We start from the raw sequence: 22,955 nt of genomic DNA, 5'->3' as shown, positions 1-22,955 counted from the left end.
ACGGTTTCCCCCAGCACCTGAGCGCCGAGGAGTGCGCCGAAGCCACCACCGCCGCAGCCACGCCCGCTCCTCGCCCGGCGGCCGTCGTCCCCCCGGCCTCTCCAGCCGCTCCAGCTGCTGTGCCCGCTGATGTTCCCCCCGCTTCAGCCGCTTCAGCTGCTGCGCCTGTGGACGTTCCCCCCGCCCCGGTCGCTCCGGCCGCGCCTGTCACGGCGCCCGTGGCCGCCGCTCCGGCTCCGTCTCCCGCGTCGGCTTCGGCTGCGGTTGTGCGGCGGACGGGGACGGTCGGCTACGCGTCGGGGTCGGTGATGGAGCAGATCACCGACCGCGTCCACGATGTCCTCGCGGAGCAGGGCGGTGACCTCGCCGCCGCCGAGGCGGCGTTGATCAAGATGGCGATTCCGGACGTGATGGCACTGATGAAGTCGTCCAGGGTCGGCGGGCGGTACGAGCACTCCGAATTCCCGCCCACCGCCGGCATCCTGCACAAGAAATCCCAGAAGGGCGCCGACGAGATCTGGGAGGGCCGCCCGAAATGGCGGAACCCCGAGATCTTCAAAGCGGCCAAAAACGGGGAGCGGTTCGAGGTGACCGCGCTCGACATGAACGCCGCCTACCTGTCCGCGCTCAAGTGCTGGCTGCCGATCGGGCAGCTGCGCGAGGACACCAGCGGCGTGCACGACCCGAAGAAGGCCGGCGTCCACCTGATCACCCCCGCCGACTGGGACCACACCGACCTGCCCAACCCCCTCGGCGCCCGCCAGGAACCCGGAGAGCTGTGGGTCACGGAGTCCACCCTGCGCCAGCTCCTCGACTGCGCCCGCCAGGGCCTCGCCGATCCGCCCGTCATCCACCGCTCCCTGGTCTCCGGGGCGACGGAGGCCCTGCTGGAGAAGATGCGCCGCGCTCTGGCCGAGGTCCGCCGGAGCGCGATCGCCGAGGGCGACGAACTCACCGTCGCCTACGTGAAGGCGATGTACTCGAAGTTCGTCTCCACCATCGGGGAGTCGAGTGCGAACCGTGAGATCCGCCGCCCGGACTGGATGCACATCATCCGGTCGAAGGCGTTCGCCAACCTGTGGATGAAAGCCCACAAGGCCCGCACCGCCGGCCTCCACGTGGTGCAGGTTTCCGGAACGGACGAACTCCACCTCGTGGGAGACTGGCGCGAGGTTTTCACAGAGGGCCGGGACCTCGCTCAGGTCAAGGTGAAGGACACCTACGTTCTGGGAGGTAAGAAATAATGGCCGGTTCCCCTGACCTGTGGTCACGGTGGGGAGAGTTCCAGCGGTTCGAAGCACGCGGAATGAGGGGCGGTGAAGCCCTCATCCAGGAACTCAACCGGATCGTCTACACCTCGGGAGTCTCCTCGCCGGTCACCTCCAAGCGCGGCCTGTCCGCCCGGCTGCGGTACCTCGACAGCAAAGCCGGCCGCGAGGCCCTGCGCGACCAGGGCGTCTCCCCGCGCACCCTGCGCACGTGGATGCGCAGCAAGGGCAAGGTGTCGCCCACCGCCGCGAACCGCGACAGGATCGATTCCGCGTACTGGGAGCGGCGGCGGGAGAACCTGATCCGCTCCGGCTGGCTCGCCCGCCACCTCGACAACGGTGGCCGCGGCCAGCGCATGGAGATCTACCCCGTCGACCAGGCCCACGTCCCCGAAGCCCGCCGCCGCCCGGCCCTCTCCCAGCGCACCCTCACCGTCCGCTACATCTGGGGCGACCTGGTCGACGCGTGGGCGAAGAAGGACGCCGACACCATCGACGAGATCTGGGACGACGTCATCACCGACCTTGACTCCGACTACGGCGCCTACGCCTACGTATCCTCCATCGGCATCAGCGGCTGACCTCCCCGCCGCAGGGATCGACGGGTGTCCAGGACGGTCTCCTTTGGCCCAGCCATGGCGGCTGCGTCTGGCCCCGGGTAGGAACGGTTTGAAATGGCCCCACCTGGCTTCCACATCGAGTACTGCGACCAGTGGGACTCATGACCCTGACCGACAGGACCCCGCCAACCATGACGTTCAACGATCACCTCCAGCATCTCGTCGAGAGGGCCCTCGCATCCATCCCGGCCGCCGACACCCGCGACATCTACGCTGTCTCTTTCCTCATCGACAACGAGGAAGACGACCCTCGTCAGCCGACTGTGACGATCGGCTACAACACTGAAACTCAGGCCCGCCGCAGCATCCAGGACGCCTCTGATCAGGCAGAAGCCCGTTGGAACTACGCTTTCTGGATCCAGAACGAGCTGACTGTGGTCGGCAACCTGACCAGCGACCCCGCCGGGGCCACAGCTCGCCAGGAGTGGATCACCGAACTCGGACTTTGGTACGCCGAGCCGACCGACCTCGTCGACTGGAATTCAGTCATCGGGCCACTTGCCGAGCAGATCGCGGCCCGCTTCAGCCAGACCTGCTGCCAGCTTGCCCGAACCCTCCATACGACCGGCGTCATCGAAAGATCTGTCGGCCGAACCGTGCCGGTGATCGTCCACGAGTTGGAGTACTACGAGGCGATCGCCCGGCAGACCGAGGCCGCCAACCCGCCTGGTCTCGCCGACGAGTTCACCTCATGGGTCCGCCAGGGCTGAGGCATTCGGACAGTTCCAATACCCCACTCCACCATTACGGGTCTCCGAGAAGCGGACGCGTCAGGCCGTCGACCGGCTGGTCACCCTCCAGTTCGACCGACACGGCGGCCGGCTGTGGGACGAGGCCAAAGCCCTCCTAGGCCGTGTATCGAAAGTGGATCTTGGGCTGTGAATGATCACGGTTCATGGGTCGGGGAGATCTCACGGATGAGCAGTGGGCGGCGCTGGAGCCGCTGTTGCCAAGGGGCGCCAGGGCGGGGCGGCCGCCCGTCTGGCCCCGACGTCGGCTGATCGACGGCATACGGTTTCGGGTCCGGACTGGCGTTCCGTGGCGTGACATCCCTGTCGAGTACGGCCCGTGGAACCGGGTCTACGACCTGTTCCGCCGGTGGCAGCGGAACGGCACCTGGCAGCGGATCCTCACTCGGCTCCAGTCCCTGGCCGACGCGAAAGGCGCGATTGTCTGGGACCTGAGCGTCGACTCCACGGTGTGCCGCGCTCATCAGCACACGGCCGGGTCCCGCAAGCGGGGTGACCTGCAGAAGGAGCCACCAGGCGGCATCTCCACCGAGCCCCGTGATCATGGGCTGGGGCGCTCACGCGGCGGGTTCACCACCAAGCTGCACCTGGCCGTCGAGCAGGGGCAGAAGCCCATGTCGATCGTGGTCACGGCCGGGCAGCGCGGGGACTCGCCGCAGTTCGAACCGGTGCTGGAGAAGGTCCGCGTGCCCCGCATCGGACCGGGCCGGCCACGCGTCCGGCCCGACCGCGTGAGGGCTGACAAGGCGTACGCCTCCCGCCAGAACCGCTCCTACCTGCGCCGACGCGGAATCCGATGCACCATCCCGGACAAGGCCGACCAAGCCCGCAACCGCCGAAAGCGCGGCTCCCGCGGCGGTCGGCCGCCGCATTTCGCCCCGGCCGACTACCGCGAGCGCCACGCGGTCGAGTGCGGGATCAACCGCCTCAAGAGACACCGCGCCGTCGCCACGCGCTACGACAAACTCGCCGTCCGATACGAGGCGACCGTACTGATCGCAGCCATCAACGAGTGGCTTTGACCGGAGGTAGCCTCCCCTCCTGGTTCACCAGTCCCGGCCGGCGGTCAGCTCCTCTGCATCCGCTTCCGTGAACTCATATGCCGACGCGACGAAGCAGAACTCGTCACAGACCCACTCCCGCGCCACCGTCTCGATCCCGCTTCCGGCCGCCACGAACTCCCTGTCCAGCAGGTTGAACTCCTCCGTCGCAGCCTGGGTGAGTGCATACAAGCTCTCCAGGTCCGACGGCCGCTCGGCCTCGATGCGCTCGCACAGCCGCAGCAGGATCGCCTTCCCCCGGTCGACCACGTGATCAGGGAAGTACGAGTCGTCGTACATCTGCCGCAGGAACGCGTGTCCCGCTACCTGCTGGTTTGTAATCGGCATGGCACTTCCTACCTTCGCGAAAAGCTGACGCGCCGATCATGCACAGCATCACTGACAACGACGCCCCTCATGGACGCCGAACCTCACGTGACCAGGACTTTCACAACAGGCCCTAGGTCGGTCACCTCGTCCGGCGGGGCGGTGAGCAGCGCGGTGATGTCCTCGACGCCGCGCGGGGTGTAGCCGGTGCCCTCCAGGTCATCCAGGCCTGCGAGGATCGGCCAGGGCCTCGAAGTCGTAGGTGCCCAGGTCGGCCGCGCGGTTGTCCACGATGTTGATGCGGCGGGCGGCGTCCTTGTCGCAGACGACGACCTCGCAGCGCGCGGCCGGCGTCCAGGACGGATCGTTTCGGCACACCCCGCAGCTCTCGTGCCCGCAGTCGCCGGCCCCGTGGGCGTTCAGGGCCTGGGCGGTGTGGTTCCCGGCGAGGACCACGAGGGGGGAGCCGGGCAGTTCCCGGGCGACGAGCGCCTGGTACTGGCCGTTCCGGCGCAGGCTCTCCAGGATCGCCCGGACGTCGCCCCTCTTCGCGTTGCCGGGAAACGGGGGACCTCAACCTGGCGACCGACGGGCCCCGGTGAAGTCCAAGCGTGCCAAGCCCAAGGTGCGCCGGCGCGGCACGGTTCCAGCAGCGGCCCGGAGGGGCGGGCGTCCAGCCGGTGCGCCGCGGTCGACGGACTGCCCGGCACCGGCCCCTGGGTCACTCGGCCGGTGCGCGGGCCGAAGGGCCCGGTCGCTCAGGTTCCGCCGGGTTTGCCCGTCGAGACCAGCAGGAGGACGGACGAGCCCGGTGCCACCGGTTCTGCGCCGCCGCGGGGCTGACTGCTGATCACCTGCCCGGCGGGAGCGTTCCAGTCCGTGTGTCGCATGATCGTGCAGCTCAGTCCGAGTCCGCGCAGCAGGCTTCCGGCCTGTTCGACCGGCATGCCGGCCAGGTCCGGCAGCGCGATGCCCGCTTCCGCGGTCTGCTCCTGCTCCGGTGTCCGAGTCGCATCGGCGCTTCCGCTCTTGGGGGTGCCGGTGGCGAGCGGGGTGCACGCCCCGTTCACCAGTGGGGACGGGGAGGCGCCAGGCGCGGGCGGCACGGGCTTCAGCGCGAAGAACCCCACCGTGGCGCACGCCAGCACGCAGCACGCCGCAGCGGTGCCGAGGAGCGCCCGGCGGGTGCGGCTGCGGCTGACGGCTCGCTCGATCGCGGCCGCGTCGACGACCGGCGCCGTCGGCCCGTCGGCGAAGGAGGCCACCGCGGCACGCAGCTCGGCTTCGAGGCCCGGCTCGAACGGGGCAGGCCCGGACGACGTGTTCCTCACTTCGTACCTCCGAAAGCGGCCGACGGCGTGTGCGGCGCATGGGCGCCCGATACGGAATCGCGCAGCTTGGCCAGGCCGCGGGCGAGCTGGGACCTCACCGCACTCGAAGAGATGTCCAGGACGCCGGCGACCTGCCGGGCGTCCAGATCGTGCAGGTAGTACAGGACCACCACGCTGCGCATGCCCATCGGCAGCCCGAGCAGTGCCTCGATCAGTTCCGCGCGCAGATCCACCTGCCCGAACCGGTCCCGGGGGTCGGCCGTCTCGGGCACCCCCGACAGCCCGGGGCGCTCGTCCCGGCGCGACAGCCGCCGCCAGCGGTCGTTGGCCAGGTTGACCAGCACTTTGCGCACGTACGCCTCCGGCGAGTCCGCCACCGCGACCTTCCGCCACTGTCGGCACGCCCGCTCCAGCGCCTCCTGCACCAGATCCTCGGCCACGTGCACGTCACCGGTCAGCGCATACGCGGTGCGGAACAACGCTCCCGACCGCTGTGCGACGAACTCCGTGAATCCGTTGCCCGGACCGCTCCTGCGAAACCTCACCCGCCGACCTCCTCTCCTCGTCCCGTCCCTATCACTGCCCCCATGACGGCGGAACGGGACCGAGTGCTGCACCGAGCCGCAGGCAGTGACGTGAATCACAGCCGGGGCGGAAGGGTGTCGGGCGGCACCCCGACCGGGAGCCGCCCCTCCGGCGTGCTTCAGCCCTGACGCCCGGCTGCGCCACGCCACCAGCCCTCCCACGCCGTCGCCGCACCTCGGAGCGAGGCGCACCGCCCGCACACGCACGTTGCCATCCGCTCGACGTCCTCGGCCGTGCCGCCCTGCGACCGGAAGACGCCCGCCCACGCCGCCAGCTCCTCCTCCCGCTCGGGTCCGGCCGGCAGGCCGTGGATGTGGACCGCCCACGCCATCTGCCGCTCCTCCCCGGCCCGCACCAGACGCTGCAACTCGCTCGTCATCGTTTCCATGCCTCGGTCAACGACCGCTGCCTGGGCCCGTTTCTCCGCTCGGACGGCTCCCTGCGGGAGACGATGCGGGCATCAGTGACGACGACTGCCACGTCTACGGCACCGATCGGGGCGAAGACCCCCGACCCCCGCCCGGCCGCACCTACGCGGAGCTGACCGGTGGCCCCCTCGACGGCTAGCTCCTCGACATCACCGGCTGACCCGGGGCCCCGCAAGGGAAGCCGGGCACTTGCACAATTGGGCAAGAACGATCTTGGTAGCCGCTTACCGCCACGCTTACCACCAGCCTCACCAAGCCGCAGTCCGCACCGCCGTGACCTGCAAGGGTCAGTACTTGGGCCACTCCTCCGCCCCGCCAGCCGGGCCGCTCCTCGCCCACCGGGACCACGCCCGGCTCCAGCGCCGCCCCTGCCCCGCGCCGGCCGCCCGGCCCGTTCCGCAGGCCGGGTGCCTCCCGTTCTCGGGTTCTGGCACAACTTCCGTGAGACCACGCCGATCGTGGCTGTGTAGGGTGCACGCTACCTGCGTGGAACAGTTCGCCGCAGGTCACAAGGGGTGGAAGCATGAGAACGTTGTGGGCCTGTGGCCTGGTACTGGGAATGATCGGTCTCGTCGGGTGTTCCGGCACGATGGAAGATCCGAAGGAGGCGGCGCCCACGGCCACGCCGTCCGCCGATCGTCTCGCCATCAGCGGGGCAATCACTGTGCTGCTGTCCACCGATGGCAAGGGCCCCGACATCGGCAAGCCGTGCGCGCCCCCGACGGGTTCCAAGGTCAAAGCCGGCGCAGAAGTCCGCGTGACCGACAGCGAGGGCAAGACGCTGGGTACCCAGAAGCTCGGCGCAGGTCACGCCGGTGGCTCCACGCTCAAGACGTGCAACTTCTCCTTCTCCTTCAAGGTGCCCGGTGAGGCAGAGAACTACGAGATGACCGTCGAGGGCTTCCCGCCGATGCAGTACACCCGCGAGGACATCCGCCGGGGGCTCTCCTTCTACGAGACGGAACAGGGCACGCTCGCTCCCCAGTGAGCACAGCGGTGATGCCCCCGGAACCGCTGTCCAGGCTTCGGCTTCACAGAAGCAGTGCCGGTCCTCGGGCGCGAGGACCGGCAGCCTTGAGGGACCGGCAGATCAGCGGCTCGTCCGGAGGCCGGCACGAGCCCGGTCTACGTGGCTTCACGGAAGTTGTGCCAGAACCGGAACTCGCGAACAAAGCCAGACCTGCGAGGGTCATCGTTCGGGTCACTCCGTAAGCCACCAGCTGCACCTCGTCGTGCAGGGGTGTCATTGAGCACCAGGACCACGACCCCGGCCGCGCCCGCCGCGTACGTCAACGGCCCCGCGCGTACGTCATCTCGGTGACGTACCGCCCCCCGGCCGCAGCCCGCCGGCCGTTTCCGCCGTCCCCGCCCAGCTCCCCGGCGTCCGCCAGGGCGGCCCGGCACTTGGTTGCGCCACCGGTTGCCTCACCAGTTGCCTCACCGGTTGCGTGCTCTCCGGGCTGCTCCCCGCGTCCGTGCTGGTCAGGGCCGGTGGGTCAGCCGGTTCCGACGCCGACACCTCTTCTGGAGACCAGGAGAGGTGTCCTTCTTTCCCTTCTCGCCGCGCGCGGGGGGCGGCAGCGGTCCGCCCGCCGGAAAGTTCCGGCGCACCGTCAGCGCGGGGGAGACTGGCCGGGTGAGCACCGCCCCGCCTCGCCGTCCTCTCGGTCCTGGCCCCGACGTCCCCGACCGGCTTCCGCCCGACCGCTGGGCCCGCACCGCCGCCGGCCTCGCCGCTGCGGGGGAGTGGACCGCCGCTCCCGACCGCCCCATGCCCGTGCCGCGCGCGGGCCGCCCGGTCGGGGATAGTCCCGGGGATTCTGGTACCGGCCCCACCGTGCTCGTACCGCGCCGGTAGGGTCTGCTTCAGCCCGTGCCGATATGGCGTGCGCGGGCCAGGCCCGGCGCCCCGGAGGTCATCCAGGGGGCAGTACCGTCGGGCCGCCCAAACTCCCCTGACGCCCCCGGCCCGGTCTGGCTATGACGTCTTCTTGGGGAGTCGTTTGTCGAGGAGTCCGGGAGGCGTGTGATCCGGGACGCAGTGATCAGCATGGACAAGTTTTGATGTCGATAGCGTGTGCGATCACGGGCTGCGGGGTCTGCCTCATAATCCAGCTGTGGACATATCCGATGAGGGACAGCCGCTCGATCCCGCCTGGCTTGAGATCAACAACAACGTGTGTGGCGGCCTGGCAGGAGCCCCGAGTGCATCGTGGGTGGCCGAGCGGTTCATCGGGGCCGGCTGGAGTTCCCAATCCGGTTCGTCGTGGGCGTCGTATGAGGTCGAGACCAGCTGGTGCCGTATCGAGGTCGACCCGACCGACGGGGACACGCTCCTGAACGGAGTTGTCGATCCTCAACGGTTCGAGGAACTGGCAGCGCTGCTGACCCGGTTCGGCCTGAGCTTCGGTCTTGAGCTCTATGACGATGACGGGAGACTGCTGCGGGAGATCGAAGCCAGAGCCCCTTCAGCGCCTCATGACGCAGCCACCAGCTTGTAGCGGTCCACTGCGGTGGCCCGCGGTGGAAGCCTCACCGTCCGCCACGTCATGCAGTGTTTGCGTTCAAGCTCCCGCATCGACGTGCCGCGACAGTGGTCACGCCGGATCGCCACGTACAGCTCGACCTTGCCATCCGCGGCATGACCAGCACCTCCGCAAGGCCGTGGCCAGAGCGAATGTCGCCTGAACCCGGCCTCGTCGGGGGTCACTACTGCCGGTCAGGCCACAGTCCGTCCGGCACCACGGTTACCTGGGTCTGAGCGGCCAGCCATGTCTTAACCTCGTGCCAGGCGGCCTGTTCCTCCGCTGCGGTGCCCCACCACCAGGTGAACGGCGAGTCGTCGGATGCCAACTCCTCCCACCACCAGCCGACGCTCTCAATCAGATGGTGGCGGGCGACCGTGTCCCTCTCCGCCTCCCAGCGGGCGAGCCACGGGGCGACTGAGGAACTCGCGGTCACACAGCTCTCGAAGACCTCGCACGCCGGGGTCGGTGGCGATTCCATCCGCAGGACCTGTGTCCACCATGCCTCCAGGAAACCGGCCACCGCCCCAGCCTGCTCGCAGGGCCACCGCGACCAGCCCGCCGCGGCCAGTCCACGAGCCATGAGAGCGGGCTCGACCGCGTCTTCGGCGAGCACCACGACGAGCTGCGGCAGAACACGACGGATGATCGCGGGCTGGTCGTCCCAGTGGAAAGGATCTTTCTGCGCGACCCGGCCGACAAGGTCCTTCGGGAGCGGGACGTCAGGAGTCCGCAGCAGCTCGGCCTCGACTTCATCGAAGCACCGGCCGCACCCAGTCTCATCCGCTTGGGCCGTGATGCCGGCGAAGGTCGTCGCGACCCTTGCCACCGCAGTTGCAAGGACATCGCCATCTGGAGAAGTCACCGTGCATCCCATCAAGACTCCAGCAGGCTGCCCAGCTGAAGAGAGCGACGTTACCAGGCGACAACCCACCCATCAGAACAGGGCGAACGTTGCCTGATACGGCACTGGTGTTCAGGGCGTCCGCCGTGAAGTCGCGCATCACCAGGTCCGGCATGGGCGGCGAGGCCTTGTCCGCGATCGTCGTCCGCTTCTTCTTCCGCAGGTGCCGGCCGACGATGTGGTGGGCCCGCATCAGCCGGGTCACGCGTTTGCGGTTGATCAGCCGTCCTCTCGCCCGCAGTTCGGCATGGACGCGCGGGGCACCATAGGCGCCATCGCGCTCGGCGCGGATCTCGGCCACGGTCCGCTTCTTCTGTGCCCTGGCGCTCGGCGCGGGCCTGCCCGGTGGCCAGATTGCGGTAGAAGCCGGCGCGGGACACCCCGAGCACTCGGCAGATCCGCTTGACGCCGAAGTCGGCGCGGTTGTCGGAGATGAAGTCCCAGCGGCGAGGGCTCACTTCGCCTCCTGAGCGAAATACGCGGCCGCCCGGCGAAGGGTCTCGCGCTCGAGGTGCGACTCTTTCTCGGCTTTCAGCAGCCGGGCGTTCTCCGCCCGCAGCCGGGCCGGCTCCTCCGCCTCGCCAGCCGTGTCACGGCGTCCGGGCACGGCCTGGGGCTCGTCCTTGCGTACCCACGTCCGCAGTGACTCCGCGGTGATGCCGAGATCCGCGGCCACCGCCGCGTAGGTCCCCTTCCCGGCGGCGGCACGGTAGAGCGCGACCGCGTCCTTCCTGAACTCCTCCGGATACGGAGACCTGCGCCCCACCTGGACATCCCTCCCTGGACCATCAAGATCCATTGACAGGGTGTCCACTCCAAAGGATCAGCCTCAGGTGCTCGCTGCACCCTGTGGGGCGCCACGCGAAACCAGCGGAATGCTCGCGCCCCGTCGCAATCACGCCCGCCCGTGAGTCAGCGGACGAGGGACCATCCGCGCAGGAAGCGGGCTTCCCGGCCAGTATTTCTTTTCGACGCCGACCGGGTGCACAGCCGGTTCAAACACGGCGCGAACAAACTCTGGTAACAGCGTTTCCCTTGTTCTACATTGTTACCCATGAGCTCGCCCTACCAGGAGGCGCAGCGCGTCGGCCAGGACGCCGTACGCGCCGCTTTTCTCGACTGCGCCATCTCCCTGCTCGTCGCCGAAGGCCCCGCCGCGCTGACGATGCGCCGCCTCGCCTCCGACGTCGGCTCCTCGACCAAGGTCCTCTACACCATGTTCGGCGGGAAGGAGGGCCTGGTGGACGCGCTGTACCGGGAGGGCTTCGTACGACTGCGCCGCACTCAGGAACAAGTCCCTCGCGGGGAGGACCCATTGGCGTATCTGATCGAGCTGGGGCGGGTCTACCGCGAGAGCGCCCTTGCCGCACCTGGCTATTACCGGCTGATGTTCGAGCGGCCGGTGCCCGGGTTCCAGCCGAGTGCCGAGGCCCTGGCCGTCGCAGAGACGGCGTTCGGCGCTTCTGCCAGCGCTGTGCACGCCTGCATGGAGGCGGGGATTCTCCGGCCCGGTGACGCCCACGAGTCCTCCAAGCTCTTCTGGGCGGCAGCGCACGGTGCTGTGAGCCTCGAACTCGCCGGGCACTTCGCCCCGGCCGAGGCCGGGCCACGCTACGAGGCGCTGCTGGCCGCGCTGGGGCGAGCGTTCAGCACACGAGTTTCACCCACCTGCGCACCGCCGTCCGCCATAGAAAGGCCGACACCATGACCCGCAACCGCTATCTGTTAGGCAACTTCGCCCCCGTGACCGAGGAGGTCACCGCCTACGACCTTCCCGTCACCGGGCGGATCCCGGCGCACCTCGACGGCCGCTACCTGCGCAACGGCCCCAACCCCATCGGCATCGAGGACCCCACGGCACACATATGGACCCTCGGCGCGGGTATGGTGCACGGCGTCCGGATCCGCGACGGGCGCGCCGAGTGGTACCGCAACCGCTGGGTCCGCTCCGGCATGGTTGCCGACCGCCTCGACGAACCGCGCCGCGGCACGCCCATCGACGAACGCATGGACATCTCCCCGAACGTCCAGATCGCAGGCATCGACGGCCGCACTTACGCCCTCATCGAAGGCGGCATCCGACCCTATGAACTCACCTACGAGCTGGACACGGTCGGCCCCTGCGCGCTGGGAGCCACATCAGAAGGCTATAGCGCCAACGCGCACTCGCTGTTCGACCCGCACGCGGGTGAGTTGCACTCGCTCGCCTTCCTCTACGGATCCGAGTACGTGCAGCACATCGTGATGGACGCCGCGGGCACCGTGCGGCGCACCACCACCGTGCACGTGCCCGGAAACCCATACATGCACGACTTCGCTCTGACCGAGCGGTTCGTGCTGCTCTACGACTCGCCGGTGGTGTTCAGCCCGGCGCACCTGGCGACGGGCGTGCCGTACACCTGGGACGAACGACGAGCCGCCCGGGTCGGGGTGATGCCACGCGAGGGCGGCGCGGTGCGGTGGTTCGAGCTCGAGCCACACCTGGTCGGCCACACGCTCAACGCTCACGAGCGAAGGGAGAACGAGCTCGTGATCGACGTCGTACGGCACCCGCCGGGCATCAGCCTCCGGGACATCGGCGCCAGCCGGCCCACGCTCGACCGATGGACGATCGATCTGGCGGCCGAAACGGTCAAGGAGGAACGCCTCGACGACCGGATCCAAGAGTTCCCGCGCCTCAATCCCCTGTACAGTGGGCGCCCCTACCGCTACGGATACACGGCAGCCGTCGAACTCTATGCTCCGCCTGCCGGCCCCGACGACGATCGCCCTGACGAAGGTTTCAGCAACGCCCTCCTCAAACACGACCTGCGGCGAGGGGCGGTCGAGGCGCACGAATTCGGGCGCGACGCGGCTGTGAGCGAAGGCGTGTTCGTCACGGCCGAATCGCCGAAGGCAGAGGACGACGGGTATGTGATGGCGTACGTCTTCAACCCGTCGCGAGGCGCGACCGACCTGGTGATCCTTGCGGCTCAGGACTTCGGCGGCGAGCCGATCGCCCGCATCCACCTTCCGGTACGGGTCCCGCTCGGACTGCATGGCAACTGGGTGTCCGGGGCGCCATAGCCCGTCGGTCGCGCTGCGCTGTCCATCGACAGAACCTGTGACGACTCCGACGCAAGACGCCGCTGGTAGCGTCACCGTCCAGGCAGAGAACCTCGGCACGCACACTGGTGTGCCGCCCGCAGCCCGCCGGAGCCAACGTGGAGACGGAGCTGGCCCGGGGGCCATCGTCGCGGGTACAGGAAGCAGGGGAGGGTCGCAGCAGGGCTGATCTCCACCGAGGAACCATTCCCACGTGCCCGGGGAGCGGGCCGTCACCGGCTGATGGAGCCCCGAGTGCCTGGGCGAAACCCGGTGAGTCGCTGCAGCGCCCGCCCGTACGATGCGGAGGCTGTCTTCGTCGTCTAGGCAGTGCTTTGGAAGTGGGCTCCGCTCCTCGTCGCGCATCGCGATGATCTAGATGTGGGACGAGGGGATCTTTCTGACGAGCAGTGGACCGTGCTGGAGCCGTTGCTGCCGGTGACAGTCATGGGCAGGCCCTCGACAGGCCGACGCAAGCTGAACGACGGGATCCGGTGGCGGGGTCGGACCGGTGCTCCGTGGCGGGATCTCCCGCAGGAGTACGGACCCTGGCAGACGGTCTACGGACTCTTCCGCCGCTTGCAGCGGGACGGCACCTGACCGGTGGTACTGACCAGGCTGCAGGCCCGGGCCGACGTTGCCGGGCTCATCACGTGGGAAGTGAACGTCGACTCCACGATCTGCCGTGCCCATCAACACGCCGCATGCGCCCGCCTCAACGGCCAGGACCAAAAGGAACCGCCGGGCGGGATCGGCACCGAGCCCGACGACCACGGGCTGGGCCGGTCCAGGGGAGGCTTCACCACAAGGATCCGCCTGGCCTGCGAGCAGGGCCAGCGGCCGCTGGCCCTGCTGGTCACCGCCGGGCAGCGCGGCGACAGCCCGCAGTTCACGGCCGTCCTCGAAGGCATCCGGGTCCCTCGCGTCGAGCCGGGCCGTCCCCGCGTGCGTTCACTGCGGGTGAGGGGCGACAAGGCGTACTCATCTCGCGCCAACCGGGCCTACCTGCGAAAGCGCGGGATCCGGTGCACGATCCCGGAGACGGCCGCCCAGGCCAGGAACCGCAAGCGACGCGGAAAGGCCGGTGGGAGGCCGCCGGCCTTCGACCGCGAGGACTACAAGGCCCGGCATGCGGTTGAGTGCGGAATCAACCGGCTCAAGCGAAACCGGGCAGTGGCCACCAGGTTCGACAAACTCGCGGCCCGCTTCGAGGCCACCGTCCTGATCGCCACGATCGGTGAATGGCTGTGACCGGCGGAGCCGTCGCTCCCGCATACCATCCTGACCGCGACCAAAGCGAGCGGAGCAAGGGGAGACGAAGCAGACGGGTGCTCAGTACTACGGCGCCGACAGCGAGAACGGCGACCGCGTCGATGACCCGTCCGAAGACGCCCTGTTCATCATGACCAGCGACCTCAACGACTCCGACAATACCTTCGTCGTCGTTCAGCCCGACGAGGACGACCCCGTCTGGTTTGCGTCCGTGGCCGTGCTGGACGAAGGCGGCTATGAGATCGTCCGCCGCGACACCACCCGAAACGAGCACGAGGTCACCGCCTCGACCAGCATCAACGAAATCGCCCGCGACCTCACCGTCTGGATGGCCACCCGCAACATCAGCGCTCGCTAGCCCCGACCCCGCACCGGCGTCGAATCTCTATGGCGTGCTCCCGAGCAGCGGCTGCCTCCGCTCTGGCCCTGACTCGATCTTCCTCGAAGACCAGCACACAGGCCAACGCGTCCAAGGCACCAGCGACTTCCTCCCGCCAGTCAGCGAACTCGACGGAATCCGCTGCGGGCGGCCGCTGCGACTGCACAGAGCGGAGATGGTGCAAGGAGTGCTTCAGCACGGGGTCAACCACGAGGCTTCTTTCGATCGGAACGCGGTCGACCCCATCGTGCACCAGTTTCAAAACACGGCCTATGCGGGCTGGGATGCGTGATCCGGAACCGGTCGCCGACGTCGGTCAGCCGTCCAGGCTCAGGCCGGTGGCAGCGATGCAGCCGTCGAGGAGGTCAGGGTGGTACTGGAGCTTCTTGAGCCGATGTTTCACGGCCCTGGTGATCTCGCCGAGGTCCGCGGCGGCCAGGTTGCCCAGGTCGTGCTTCACCAGCGCCCAGATGCCCTTGGTCGGATGGAGGTCAGGAGCGTAGGCCGGGAGCTGGAACACGGTCAGCCACTCGGCGTTCGCCGCGATGAATTCCTTCATGCCGATCGTCAGGTGGAGGCGGACGTTGTCCCAGACCAGCAGGATCGGCCCCCGAGCTGGATATGGGCGCGGACGACCAGGTCGGGGAAGTCGCGCCGGCCAAAGCCCTTCGGCTCGTCCTTGCGTCCCCGATATTCGCGGATCGTATAGATGAGCCGGGATCGCCGGCCCGGCTTGAAGCAGGCCATGCCCGCCATCGACACCCGCCCGGAGCCCCGGCCCCGCACCCTCACGACCGGGGTCTGTCCGATCCGGCCCCAGGTCCTGGCACGCGGCGGAGTCATCGACTGCCCGGCCTCGTCCTCGAAGACGATCCAGGCACCGCGCTCCGCCGCGGTCCTCTTACCCACGGCCAGGTCTCCTTCCTCCACACCTCGACCGCGTCGTCGTCCCGCTCAATGACGCGCCGGGCCGGCTGCTGTCGGCTCCAGCCATGCCGCTTCAACAAACACCACGTGCCCTCGACGGTGTAGGAGACGTGGAAGATCCGGCCGATCAACGTCTGGATCCGCGCCAGCGTCCATCGCTGGTCCGCCCAGCAGTGGACCAGCGAACCACGCTCCAACTCCCGATCCAGCCTGGCGATCTGTGTTTCGCTGAGCCGGGACCGTCCCGGAGAGCCCTGCGACAGGACCCCGGCCTCGCCGCGCTCGCGCCAGGCCCGGCGCCACCGCTCCACCGACCGTTCGCTCACCCGCAGCGCGGCGGCGACCTCGCGGTTGGTCTCCCCGGCCTCGAAGCGGACGACAGCCTGCAACCGGATCCGCTCCCGCACGGCTCTCTCGGCGTCGGTCAGCCCACCGCCCTGCGCGTATCTCACTCCCCAGGAGCTACCGGCGCCAGCAGACCGCTGTCAGACGATCCTCCCGACATCACCCGATCAAGTTCAGTAGCCGGTGCCTACCCAGCTCGGGCGCACACCGCTCCGGCTCTTGAGGTTCCTGAGCTGGTCGTTAGCCTCAGCGGATGATCCCTGAGGCGCCGCCGAAAGTCATCACGCGTCTCCGCGACGGGCGGTTCCACGCCTACGTCGTGGGCGTCAGCGTCTACGGGACGTTGGAACCCGCAGCGGTTTTCCAGCCGGGGGATGGCGAGGAGGTCGTAGCGTCGGTGGTCGGGCAGGATTTGGAGCGGGTCGTGTACACGACGCTGAACGGGGTGGTCTGCCTCACGCGCGCCGGCGACCTCATGTGGGCCGCGGGCTTCGAACCGCACTCTGACGTACGCCATGGCCACCGGCCTGGCTGTGCGCTGTCTATGGATGGCCGGACGGTGTGGGTCTACCGGCCGGACGCGATGGCGGGCCGCGGGGGCGGGGACCAGTGGGTCGTGCACGACGCCGACAGCGGTGTGGTTCTCTGCCGCCGCGAGCTTGAGACGGTCGGGCACGGCGCCTTCCACCACGTGCATCCCGTGGACGGCAGCATCTACCTCGACATCGGTGAGGGCCAGGACGGCTCCGTTATTCTCCGGGGCACGGTCGGGGCGGACAGCGAGCCGGAGTTCGTGACGTACCCATGGCAGGACCGCTGCCTGATCGACCTGGCTCCGTCCGGGCACCAGTTCATGACCGTGGACCACGGGCAGACGGACGTCGCCTTCCACGACCACCTTGACGGGGACGTACTCTTCACTCTCCCAGTCGAAGCCTTCGGGTAAGACCCGGAGGAGTCCTTCGTGGAATAGAGCGGCGGCTACCTTAGCGAGGACCCGGCCATCGTCACCCCGGGCGGTGAGATTCAAGGCCAGGAGAAGTGGTTCCGGCACCACATGGTCGACGTCAGCACGGGTACCCTCAGCGGCGAGTTCACCATGGAGGCCAGCAATCCGTACGAGCTGGTGCTCCTGGGCGACGGTTCCTGGCTCACCGGCGGCCCCGATGACGACCCTGTCCGTTGGTCCCGCGCTCCACAGCCGTCGACACCGCCGCGCCCGGCCGCGCCGACCGCTCCGCACGAGAGGCAGCAACCGTGACAGCAGACTCCCGAGTGTCGCTGATTCCTCAGGCGCCTGAAGGCTTGAGCCGGCGAGCTCGCTTCTTCGTCGAGGGACACGGGCTGCGTGTTCCCCACCGCGACCTCAAGCTTTTCCGGGAGGCATGGCTCAAGCAAGGGATTCCGGATGCCGAGATCGACCGGGCTGTCGTCTTTCAGGAACGCTGGGGCGGTCTCGCTCTGCCCCCGGCCCCCGAATACGAAGGCGGCCCACGCGTTCTGGAAGCTAGTGTCCCCAAGGGCTCGGCCGCGGACGGATGGCGATTCTCGGCCGGCGGCTCTCGCGTCTCCATGGCCCACGGGTTCATGATCGGGCCAGGAGGTGAGTTCGGGATCGACGCCGACCGCTGGACGCCGCTGCACGCCAGCACAGAGGGATGGGTGGAAGCCCTGGCACTGGCCAGCCACGCGGGCTACTGGGCCAAGACCATCACGAAGCTCAAAGGCAGCGCCGTCGAGGACCTGAACCTCGACGGATTCGAGCCGGTACCCGAAGTCCAGGGACTCGCTGACACCTGGTGGCGGGGCAGGGACTCGCTCATCGCCCTCTACCGCGGCGACGCCTCAGGTTTCAACGCCCCCCACTGCCTGAGGGCCCATATCTACGGCGGGCTCGACGCATGGGGCCTGACCGGCAACTGACCCCGGAGGCCGAGCCCTCGGTCCCGTCACTGAGTATTCGGGCTGCCACGATCAGTCACCCATCGTGACCAAGAGGGATCCCGCCCCGCCAACCAGCTCCCTCCACCTGCTGGCGGCCTGCACCAAGGAGAGCGCCACCCGCCAACTCCGATTCTCGGTCACACAAGCCCTGTCCTGCCCTGCGGGGGTCGGCCGGACCGTTGGCAAGTGACCCAAACGATGACCCTCGCAGGTCACAGCGGTGCAGGCGGTCGCCGAATCGAGAACGTAAGCCAAGGCCGCGGGTTGCGCGGCCGTCGTTGCCCGCGGTGACCCGGGGATGCGGCGCCAGGCGCGCCATCCACGCGGACACCCGACTCAGCAAGAAGCGCCCACCTCCTTTGAGCGCCGATTTCCGCTCCGTTGCCTCCCAACCCCCGAACATCCTTCGCCGTCTCGCTGAGCGGCGGTGCCGGTATGCCGCCTCGGCTTCTTCACCGGGTTACTTCAGGACCGCCGCGAAGGCACCGGTGATCGCGGCAGGGAGGGTGATAACGGCGGTGAAGGCGACGGCGGCGCGGGTGAGGGCGGCGCGATAGGTGGCGCCGTCGAGACGGGCGAGCTTGGCGGCAGGGGCACTGTGCGTTTTCGGGGCCGGCTACGGTGCTGAGGTGTAGTGCACGACGGTGGTCTCGCACGTCTCCGCGTACACCTTCAGCGCGTCGGCCTCGGCCTGGTCCGCGGACAGGCCCCAGCGCAGCTTCGTGCCCGTCCACTCGCTGATGTGCCGGCAGTGTGCGTCGGGCAGCGGAGGCTTCCACTCGGCCAGATCCTTGTCGGCCTTGGCCCGGTTGGTGCGTGCGGTGACCGCGACCAGAGAGGTGGAGACGTCCCGGTCGTTCGCGTACGCCTCACGCCGCTTCGCGTCCCACGCACTCGAACCAGCTGGCAGGGGGCGTCATGCCAGCTGTGCTGTATTCGAAGCCGCTGGTGGGGTCGGCAAGGTGTTCAGGGGCGAGCGCTAGGGTGCGTAGCCGTGGACGCTGCTGATCTTGATTACCGGGCCCGGACGCAGTCCGGCTGCCTCCCGCCGGAGCTGGTTGCGCGGCTGCTCGAACTTGGCCATGTCGACGTGGTGGAGCTGCAGGCCGGACGCGGGGAGTGGTTCTGCGCACTGGCCTGGGCGCGGTCGCTGGGTGAGCAGGGCCGCCAGTCCGACGCGCTGGAGGTGCTCGCTCCGTACCTGGCGACCGGCTGGTGGACGGCCGTCGAAGCCGCCGCCGAACTGCTGGAGGGCTGGGGTCGCGCCGACGAGGCGATCGAGATCACCCGGGTCCGCATGGAGGCCAGACACCCGATGGCGCTGGAGTCCTACACGCGCCTCCTCGCCCGGCACGGCCGTGCCGAGGAGGCGTTCACCCTGCTGCGCCCACACATCAGCGAGCCGTCCCTCGCCGCGGCGCTGGTCGACGTCGCAGCCCCGGCCGGCCGCGACGAGGAAGCCGCCGCGCTGCTCGCCGCCCGGACCGAGCACCGCTGTTCCGACTTTCCGTGGTGCTGCCGAGGCCTCGATCGCGACACGGCAATCGGGCTGCTCGCCACGATCCGCGAGCGCCAGGGCCGCATCGACGAGGCGATCGCCCTGCTGCGCCCCGACGGCAACACGCTGCTCAACCGTAAGCAACTGGCCGCGCTGCTGGCACGGCACGGCCGGCTCGACGAGCTCCGGGCAGCCGCGGCGAGTGATGACTCGGGGCACGCCGTACGACAGCTCGCAAGGTTGCTGGAGGAGCTCGGCGACGTGGAGGGAGCGATCGCGACATACCGGCAGCCCGACCGATCCGGAGCCCACAATCCCAACCAGGCTGTCGAGCTCGCGCAGCTCCTGGCCCGGCACGGCCGGGGGACCGAGGCGATCGACGTGATGCGCCTCCAGGCCGACGCCCACAACGGGGACGACTGGATCCTCCATATTCTGGCCGACCTGTATCTCGACCAGAGCCGCCCCGAGGACGGCCTGGCGCACCTCGACGCTCTCGCCGACGCCCGCGGAGGCGAGGAGTACTGGGACCTTTACTGGATGCGGCTGCCGCTGATCGCCGCCCGTGACGGCGTCGACGAAGCGATCGCACAGGCCCGCGCCCACCCCGAGGGCATGACCTCATACGCGGCACCACACATGGCCGAGCTGCTCGCCAGCACCGGACGCACCGAGGAGGCCGTCGCCGTCCTGCGCCCGCACGCTCTCGCAAACCGCCACGACCTGGCCGAGTACCTCATCGACCTCGGCCGCATCGAAGAGGCCGTGGCCGTCCTGCATCAGGACAAGCCGCGTCCGCCACAGCCCTCGACCACCACCGCTTGGAGCGAAGAACCCCCGTTCTGAAGATCTGCCTGGCGTAAACCCAAGGGCCGGTCGGCCCGCCGAGTTGACCGCGCCACAAGGGACCCGGCCCCTCAGCGGACTATGGCTGGCCGGCGTGACGGGCTTCGAGCAGGACTGCCCAGCTGGAGGGGCCGAGGAACACTGTGCCGGTCAGGCGTACGCGGGCTCGTAGCTGATGAGGGCCGCGGGGCAGTTCTCGGCAAGTCCGAGGAGCGCCTGCCGCTTGGCCTCATCGGTGGCAAGGCCCCAGCGCAGCTTCGTGCCGACCCACGTCGCGGCGTAGGCACAGTGATAGGAGGCGTCCGAGGGCAGCCAGAGCAATGCTCAGAACCTGTGTATCGGTCCTGGGAGGGACACGGGGGCGTACCTTCCCGAATGATCCCGTGATGGTCACCGAGTAGGCCCGCGTTCGCAGCGCGGGTCGGGAAGGCACGCCCGTGCTCAGCGTAGTCACCGACGACGGCTCCACCCCCTCCGGCTTCCTGATCGACGAGATCGTCCGCGAAGGCGCCCGCCGTATGCTCGCCGCCGCACTGGAGGCGGAAGTCAACCAGTACATAGTCGAGTTGGCTGCTGAGACGGACGGGAGCGGCCGACGCCTGGTGGTCCGCAACGGCCACCATCGGCCCCGCACCGTGGTGACTGCGGCCGGGCCCGTCGAGGTCACCGCGCCACGCGTGAACGACCGCCGTGTGGACGAGGCCACGGGCGAGCGGCAGCGATTCTCCTCGAAGATCCTGCCGCCGTGGTGCCGCAAGTCGCCGAAGATCTCCGAGGTGCTGCCGCTGCTCTATCTGCACGGCCTGTCGTCCGGCGACTTCGTGCCCGCCCTGGAACAGTTCCTCGGCGGCACGGCCGGGTTGTCGGCCGCGACGGTGACCCGGCTGACCCGGCAGTGGCAGGACGATCACGCCGCCTTCCAAGGTCGGGACCTGTCAGACCGCGACTTCGTCTACGTGTGGGCCGACGGCGTCCATCCGAAGGTCCGGCTCGGGCAGGCGCACTCGTGCGTGCTGGTCCTGCTCGGGGTCCGGCTGGACGGCACAAAGGAGCTGATCGCCCTCGCGGAGGGGCTGCGTGAGTCCACCGAGTCATGGGCCGACCTGCTGCGCGACTGCCGCCGCCGCGGCATGCGCGACCCCGAGCTGGTCGTCGGCGACGGCGCGATGGGCCTGAGGAAGGCACTCGCCGAAGTGTTCCCTGCCACCCGGCATCAAAGGTGCTGGGTTCACAAGGCCCGCAACGTCACCAACGCTCTGCCGAAGTCCGCGCAGCCTGGCGCAACGAAGGCGATGCAGGAGATCTACAACGCCGAGGACCGCACCCACGCCGAGAAGGCGATCGAGGCATTCACGAAGATCTACGGCACCAAGTGGCCCAAGGCCGTCGCGAAGATCACCGACGACCGGGAGGAACTACTGGCGTTCTACAACTTCCCGGCCGAGCACTGGATCCATCTGCGAACCACCACCCCGATCGAGTCCACGTTCTCCACCGTCAAGCTCCGCACCAAGGTCACCCGCGGCGCCGGCAGCCCAGCAGCGGCGCTGGCGATGGTGTTCAAGCTCGTCGAGTCCGCCCAGGCCCGCTGGCGCGCGATCACTGGTGCCCACCTGGTGCCCCTTGTCCGCACCGGGGCCCGGTTCGAGAACGGCGTCCTGGTCGAGCGCCAGGAGCAGGCCGCGTGAGCGAAAAACAGCTGCACAGATCTGGTGCAGCGATGCGACACTTCCCCCTATGACCAGGCCAGAGCTTTCCGAACTCGACTACCTGCGGGAGATCGAACGGCTCGCCAAGGCGGTCACCTCCGCAGCTGCCGGCGAGCATTGGTACGCCAGCGACACCGAAGGTGAGGGACCGCTCCAACGCAGTGTCAACGCTCTGGGACGGGCGCTGCTGCACTACCACTTCCCCCTGGACGGGTGCTTGGAGGAGGAGGCAGAGCGCCCACAGGTTCCCCTCGCCGCCGTGGCCATCATCCGCCCCGAGGCCATGCCTATCGGCACCGACGAGACCTACCCGCATGCCTGTGCTCGACTGGGAGTGGAAGCACGCCCCGAAGGGTGGGCGTTGTGGGACACCTGGGTCAACGGCAACGCGAAGGTCACCATGGTCGTCTCCGCCGTGGACACCACCGAGGGTCTCCTCACCAACTGGGCCAAAGGCAGAAACCTGCTTCCCGTCATGCCTCTGCCCTCCCAGATCGCCCAGGTCCACGCTGGCTGGACCGGCTGGGCGTCGATCTTCTCCCCCTACGGCAAGAGGAAGCTCGGCCTCAACGGACAGCCGTGATCCACAGGTATTGACTATTACTCCCACCGCGTCCCACCGCGGAGTGGAGGCGCACTGGATGGACGGGGTGCACATCAGGGTGCGCACGGGATGGGCGCACCACCGCACCGGTGCGGTCCTACCCGGTGCGGTGGTGCGGTCAGCGGTGCGCACCGGGTGCGCAGTGCGCCGCGTGCGCCAGCGCCAGGGCCCCGCGCATCGCCTACTCGGCCGCCTCCACGGCTGCCGCCGTCTTCATCGACGACAAACCCGAGAACGTCACCGGCGCCGGGGCCGTCGGTATCACCGTGGTCCGCTTCACCGACGCCGGCGCCCTGGGAGATGACGGAGGGGCTGTACCCGAGTTCGGTGAGGACGCGGGCGTCGTAACCCAGGGAGTCGTTAGCCGGGATGTGGGGGTGGCTTTCGCAAATATTTGAGGCCGCACACCCCACGGCACACGCGTGCGCCCCATCCCGAAGACCGGCGCGCACGCCGCTGGCACGGCCAGAAGCTGGCGCCCCAGCCGCCCCGGAACGGGCGAAACACGGAGCCGTGACCGCCATCGCCGCGCGACAACCGCCATGCTGCCCAACAGCGCCTCATCGCCCG

General features: G+C 68.9%; 19 protein-coding genes and 5 pseudogenes. 15 read left to right on the top strand and 9 right to left on the bottom strand.

The window, feature by feature from the left end; translation table 11 throughout:
• Positions 1-308: 308 nt before the first annotated feature.
• The 4 genes from IE321_RS34730 to IE321_RS34715 all read left to right on the top strand — a co-directional run bounded on the left by IE321_RS34730 (position 309) and on the right by IE321_RS34715 (position 3,659).
• Positions 309-1,244: a dihydrolipoamide S-succinyltransferase gene (locus tag IE321_RS34730; protein ID WP_308439735.1), complete on the top strand. Its 936-nt coding sequence runs from the start codon at positions 309-311 to the stop codon at positions 1,242-1,244.
• A 62-nt stretch (positions 1,245-1,306) separates the two neighbouring features.
• Positions 1,307-1,849: a hypothetical protein gene (locus IE321_RS34725; protein ID WP_226652877.1), complete on the top strand. Its 543-nt coding sequence runs from the start codon at positions 1,307-1,309 to the stop codon at positions 1,847-1,849.
• A gap of 140 nt (positions 1,850-1,989) precedes the next feature.
• Entirely contained in the window at positions 1,990-2,598 is a 609-nt protein-coding gene (locus tag IE321_RS34720) for a hypothetical protein (protein WP_190225822.1), read from the top strand.
• A gap of 185 nt (positions 2,599-2,783) precedes the next feature.
• On the top strand, positions 2,784-3,659 hold the full coding sequence (locus tag IE321_RS34715) for an IS5 family transposase (protein ID WP_190225821.1): 876 nt from the start codon (positions 2,784-2,786) through the stop codon (positions 3,657-3,659).
• A 24-nt stretch (positions 3,660-3,683) separates the two neighbouring features.
• On the opposite strand, the gene IE321_RS34710 is transcribed toward IE321_RS34715, so the two are convergent.
• From IE321_RS34710 to IE321_RS34690, 5 genes are all read right to left on the bottom strand, one after another.
• On the bottom strand, positions 3,684-4,025 hold the full coding sequence (locus IE321_RS34710) for a DUF5713 family protein (RefSeq protein WP_190225820.1): 342 nt from the start codon (positions 4,023-4,025) through the stop codon (positions 3,684-3,686).
• 198 nt (positions 4,026-4,223) lie between these two features.
• Positions 4,224-4,460, bottom strand: a complete 237-nt coding sequence (locus IE321_RS34705) for a hypothetical protein (RefSeq protein WP_190225819.1) — start codon at positions 4,458-4,460, stop codon at positions 4,224-4,226.
• 302 nt (positions 4,461-4,762) lie between these two features.
• The gene (locus IE321_RS34700; protein ID WP_190225818.1) at positions 4,763-5,335 is read right to left on the bottom strand and encodes a PASTA domain-containing protein; all 573 of its coding nucleotides are present in this window, start codon (positions 5,333-5,335) and stop codon (positions 4,763-4,765) included.
• Entirely contained in the window at positions 5,332-5,880 is a 549-nt protein-coding gene (locus IE321_RS34695; protein WP_190225817.1) for a SigE family RNA polymerase sigma factor, read from the bottom strand. The genes IE321_RS34700 and IE321_RS34695 overlap by 4 nt, the downstream gene beginning before the upstream one ends.
• A gap of 158 nt (positions 5,881-6,038) precedes the next feature.
• A complete protein-coding gene (locus tag IE321_RS34690; protein WP_190225816.1) occupies positions 6,039-6,299 on the bottom strand; it encodes a hypothetical protein in 261 nt (86 codons plus the stop codon).
• Between the two features lie 572 nt (positions 6,300-6,871).
• On the opposite strand from IE321_RS34690, the gene IE321_RS34685 reads away from it, so the two are divergent.
• A complete protein-coding gene (locus IE321_RS34685; protein ID WP_190225815.1) occupies positions 6,872-7,336 on the top strand; it encodes a hypothetical protein in 465 nt (154 codons plus the stop codon).
• A gap of 1,129 nt (positions 7,337-8,465) precedes the next feature.
• Complete coding sequence (locus tag IE321_RS34680; RefSeq protein WP_190225814.1) at positions 8,466-8,849, top strand: hypothetical protein; 384 nt, start codon at positions 8,466-8,468, stop codon at positions 8,847-8,849.
• Between the two features lie 208 nt (positions 8,850-9,057).
• On the opposite strand, the gene IE321_RS34675 is transcribed toward IE321_RS34680, so the two are convergent.
• Both IE321_RS34675 and IE321_RS42435 read right to left on the bottom strand, forming a co-directional pair.
• A complete protein-coding gene (locus tag IE321_RS34675; protein WP_190225813.1) occupies positions 9,058-9,702 on the bottom strand; it encodes a hypothetical protein in 645 nt (214 codons plus the stop codon).
• Positions 9,703-9,844: 142 nt separating this feature from the next.
• A pseudogene (locus IE321_RS42435) lies at positions 9,845-10,543 on the bottom strand (IS3 family transposase); the annotation flags it as partial.
• A 288-nt stretch (positions 10,544-10,831) separates the two neighbouring features.
• On the opposite strand from IE321_RS42435, the gene IE321_RS34660 reads away from it, so the two are divergent.
• The 4 genes and pseudogenes from IE321_RS34660 to IE321_RS34645 form a co-directional block, all read left to right on the top strand.
• Positions 10,832-11,485, top strand: a complete 654-nt coding sequence (locus IE321_RS34660) for a TetR/AcrR family transcriptional regulator (RefSeq protein WP_190225810.1) — start codon at positions 10,832-10,834, stop codon at positions 11,483-11,485.
• On the top strand, positions 11,482-12,843 hold the full coding sequence (locus IE321_RS34655; protein WP_190225809.1) for a carotenoid oxygenase family protein: 1,362 nt from the start codon (positions 11,482-11,484) through the stop codon (positions 12,841-12,843). Before IE321_RS34660 ends, IE321_RS34655 begins: the two co-directional genes overlap by 4 nt.
• Positions 12,844-13,242: 399 nt before the next feature.
• A pseudogene (locus IE321_RS34650) lies at positions 13,243-14,112 on the top strand (IS5 family transposase).
• 79 nt (positions 14,113-14,191) lie between these two features.
• Positions 14,192-14,491 (top strand): annotated as a pseudogene (locus tag IE321_RS34645) (hypothetical protein); the annotation flags it as partial.
• Positions 14,492-14,828: 337 nt separating this feature from the next.
• Here the strand turns inward: IE321_RS34645 and IE321_RS43345 are convergent.
• Positions 14,829-15,891: pseudogene (locus IE321_RS43345) on the bottom strand (IS630 family transposase).
• A 146-nt stretch (positions 15,892-16,037) separates the two neighbouring features.
• On the opposite strand from IE321_RS43345, the pseudogene IE321_RS34630 reads away from it, so the two are divergent.
• The 3 genes and pseudogenes from IE321_RS34630 (at position 16,038) to IE321_RS34620 (ending at position 20,072) form a co-directional block, all read left to right on the top strand.
• Positions 16,038-17,045, top strand: a pseudogene (locus IE321_RS34630) (hypothetical protein).
• A complete protein-coding gene (locus IE321_RS34625; RefSeq protein ID WP_229916675.1) occupies positions 17,042-17,707 on the top strand; it encodes a hypothetical protein in 666 nt (221 codons plus the stop codon). Before IE321_RS34630 ends, IE321_RS34625 begins: the two are co-directional and overlap by 4 nt.
• A 1,015-nt stretch (positions 17,708-18,722) precedes the next feature.
• Entirely contained in the window at positions 18,723-20,072 is a 1,350-nt protein-coding gene (locus tag IE321_RS34620) for a tetratricopeptide repeat protein (protein WP_190225807.1), read from the top strand.
• A 150-nt stretch (positions 20,073-20,222) separates the two neighbouring features.
• Here the strand turns inward: IE321_RS34620 and IE321_RS34615 are convergent, their stop codons facing one another.
• Positions 20,223-20,393 carry a hypothetical protein gene (locus tag IE321_RS34615; protein ID WP_226652876.1) on the bottom strand — a complete coding sequence of 57 codons (171 nt, stop codon included), beginning with the start codon at positions 20,391-20,393 and terminating at the stop codon, positions 20,223-20,225.
• 116 nt (positions 20,394-20,509) lie between these two features.
• Between IE321_RS34615 and IE321_RS34610 the strand changes: the two genes are divergently transcribed.
• Entirely contained in the window at positions 20,510-21,760 is a 1,251-nt protein-coding gene (locus IE321_RS34610) for an IS256 family transposase (RefSeq protein WP_190225806.1), read from the top strand.
• A 49-nt stretch (positions 21,761-21,809) separates the two neighbouring features.
• Complete coding sequence (locus tag IE321_RS34605; RefSeq protein WP_190225805.1) at positions 21,810-22,364, top strand: hypothetical protein; 555 nt, start codon at positions 21,810-21,812, stop codon at positions 22,362-22,364.
• The last annotated feature ends 591 nt before the right edge of the window (positions 22,365-22,955 follow it).

Origin of the sequence: Streptomyces hydrogenans (assembly GCF_014656075.1) — a bacterium.
Classification (GTDB): domain Bacteria; phylum Actinomycetota; class Actinomycetes; order Streptomycetales; family Streptomycetaceae; genus Streptomyces; species Streptomyces hydrogenans.
The sequence above is the reverse complement of the archived record's forward strand: the minus strand, read 5'-3'. Positions and strand labels throughout refer to the sequence as shown.

Coding starts and splice junctions, on each gene's coding strand:
- IE321_RS34660 (WP_190225810.1), top strand. CDS start 10,832: ATGAGCTCGCCCTACCAGGAGGCGCAGCGCGTCGGCCAGGACGCCGTA.
- IE321_RS34715 (WP_190225821.1), top strand. CDS start 2,784: ATGGGTCGGGGAGATCTCACGGATGAGCAGTGGGCGGCGCTGGAGCCG.
- IE321_RS34655 (WP_190225809.1), top strand. CDS start 11,482: ATGACCCGCAACCGCTATCTGTTAGGCAACTTCGCCCCCGTGACCGAG.
- IE321_RS34690 (WP_190225816.1), bottom strand. CDS start 6,299: ATGACGAGCGAGTTGCAGCGTCTGGTGCGGGCCGGGGAGGAGCGGCAG.
- IE321_RS34685 (WP_190225815.1), top strand. CDS start 6,872: ATGAGAACGTTGTGGGCCTGTGGCCTGGTACTGGGAATGATCGGTCTC.
- IE321_RS34605 (WP_190225805.1), top strand. CDS start 21,810: ATGACCAGGCCAGAGCTTTCCGAACTCGACTACCTGCGGGAGATCGAA.
- IE321_RS34725 (WP_226652877.1), top strand. CDS start 1,307: ATGAGGGGCGGTGAAGCCCTCATCCAGGAACTCAACCGGATCGTCTAC.
- IE321_RS34710 (WP_190225820.1), bottom strand. CDS start 4,025: ATGCCGATTACAAACCAGCAGGTAGCGGGACACGCGTTCCTGCGGCAG.
- IE321_RS34720 (WP_190225822.1), top strand. CDS start 1,990: ATGACCCTGACCGACAGGACCCCGCCAACCATGACGTTCAACGATCAC.
- IE321_RS34730 (WP_308439735.1), top strand. CDS start 309: ATGGAGCAGATCACCGACCGCGTCCACGATGTCCTCGCGGAGCAGGGC.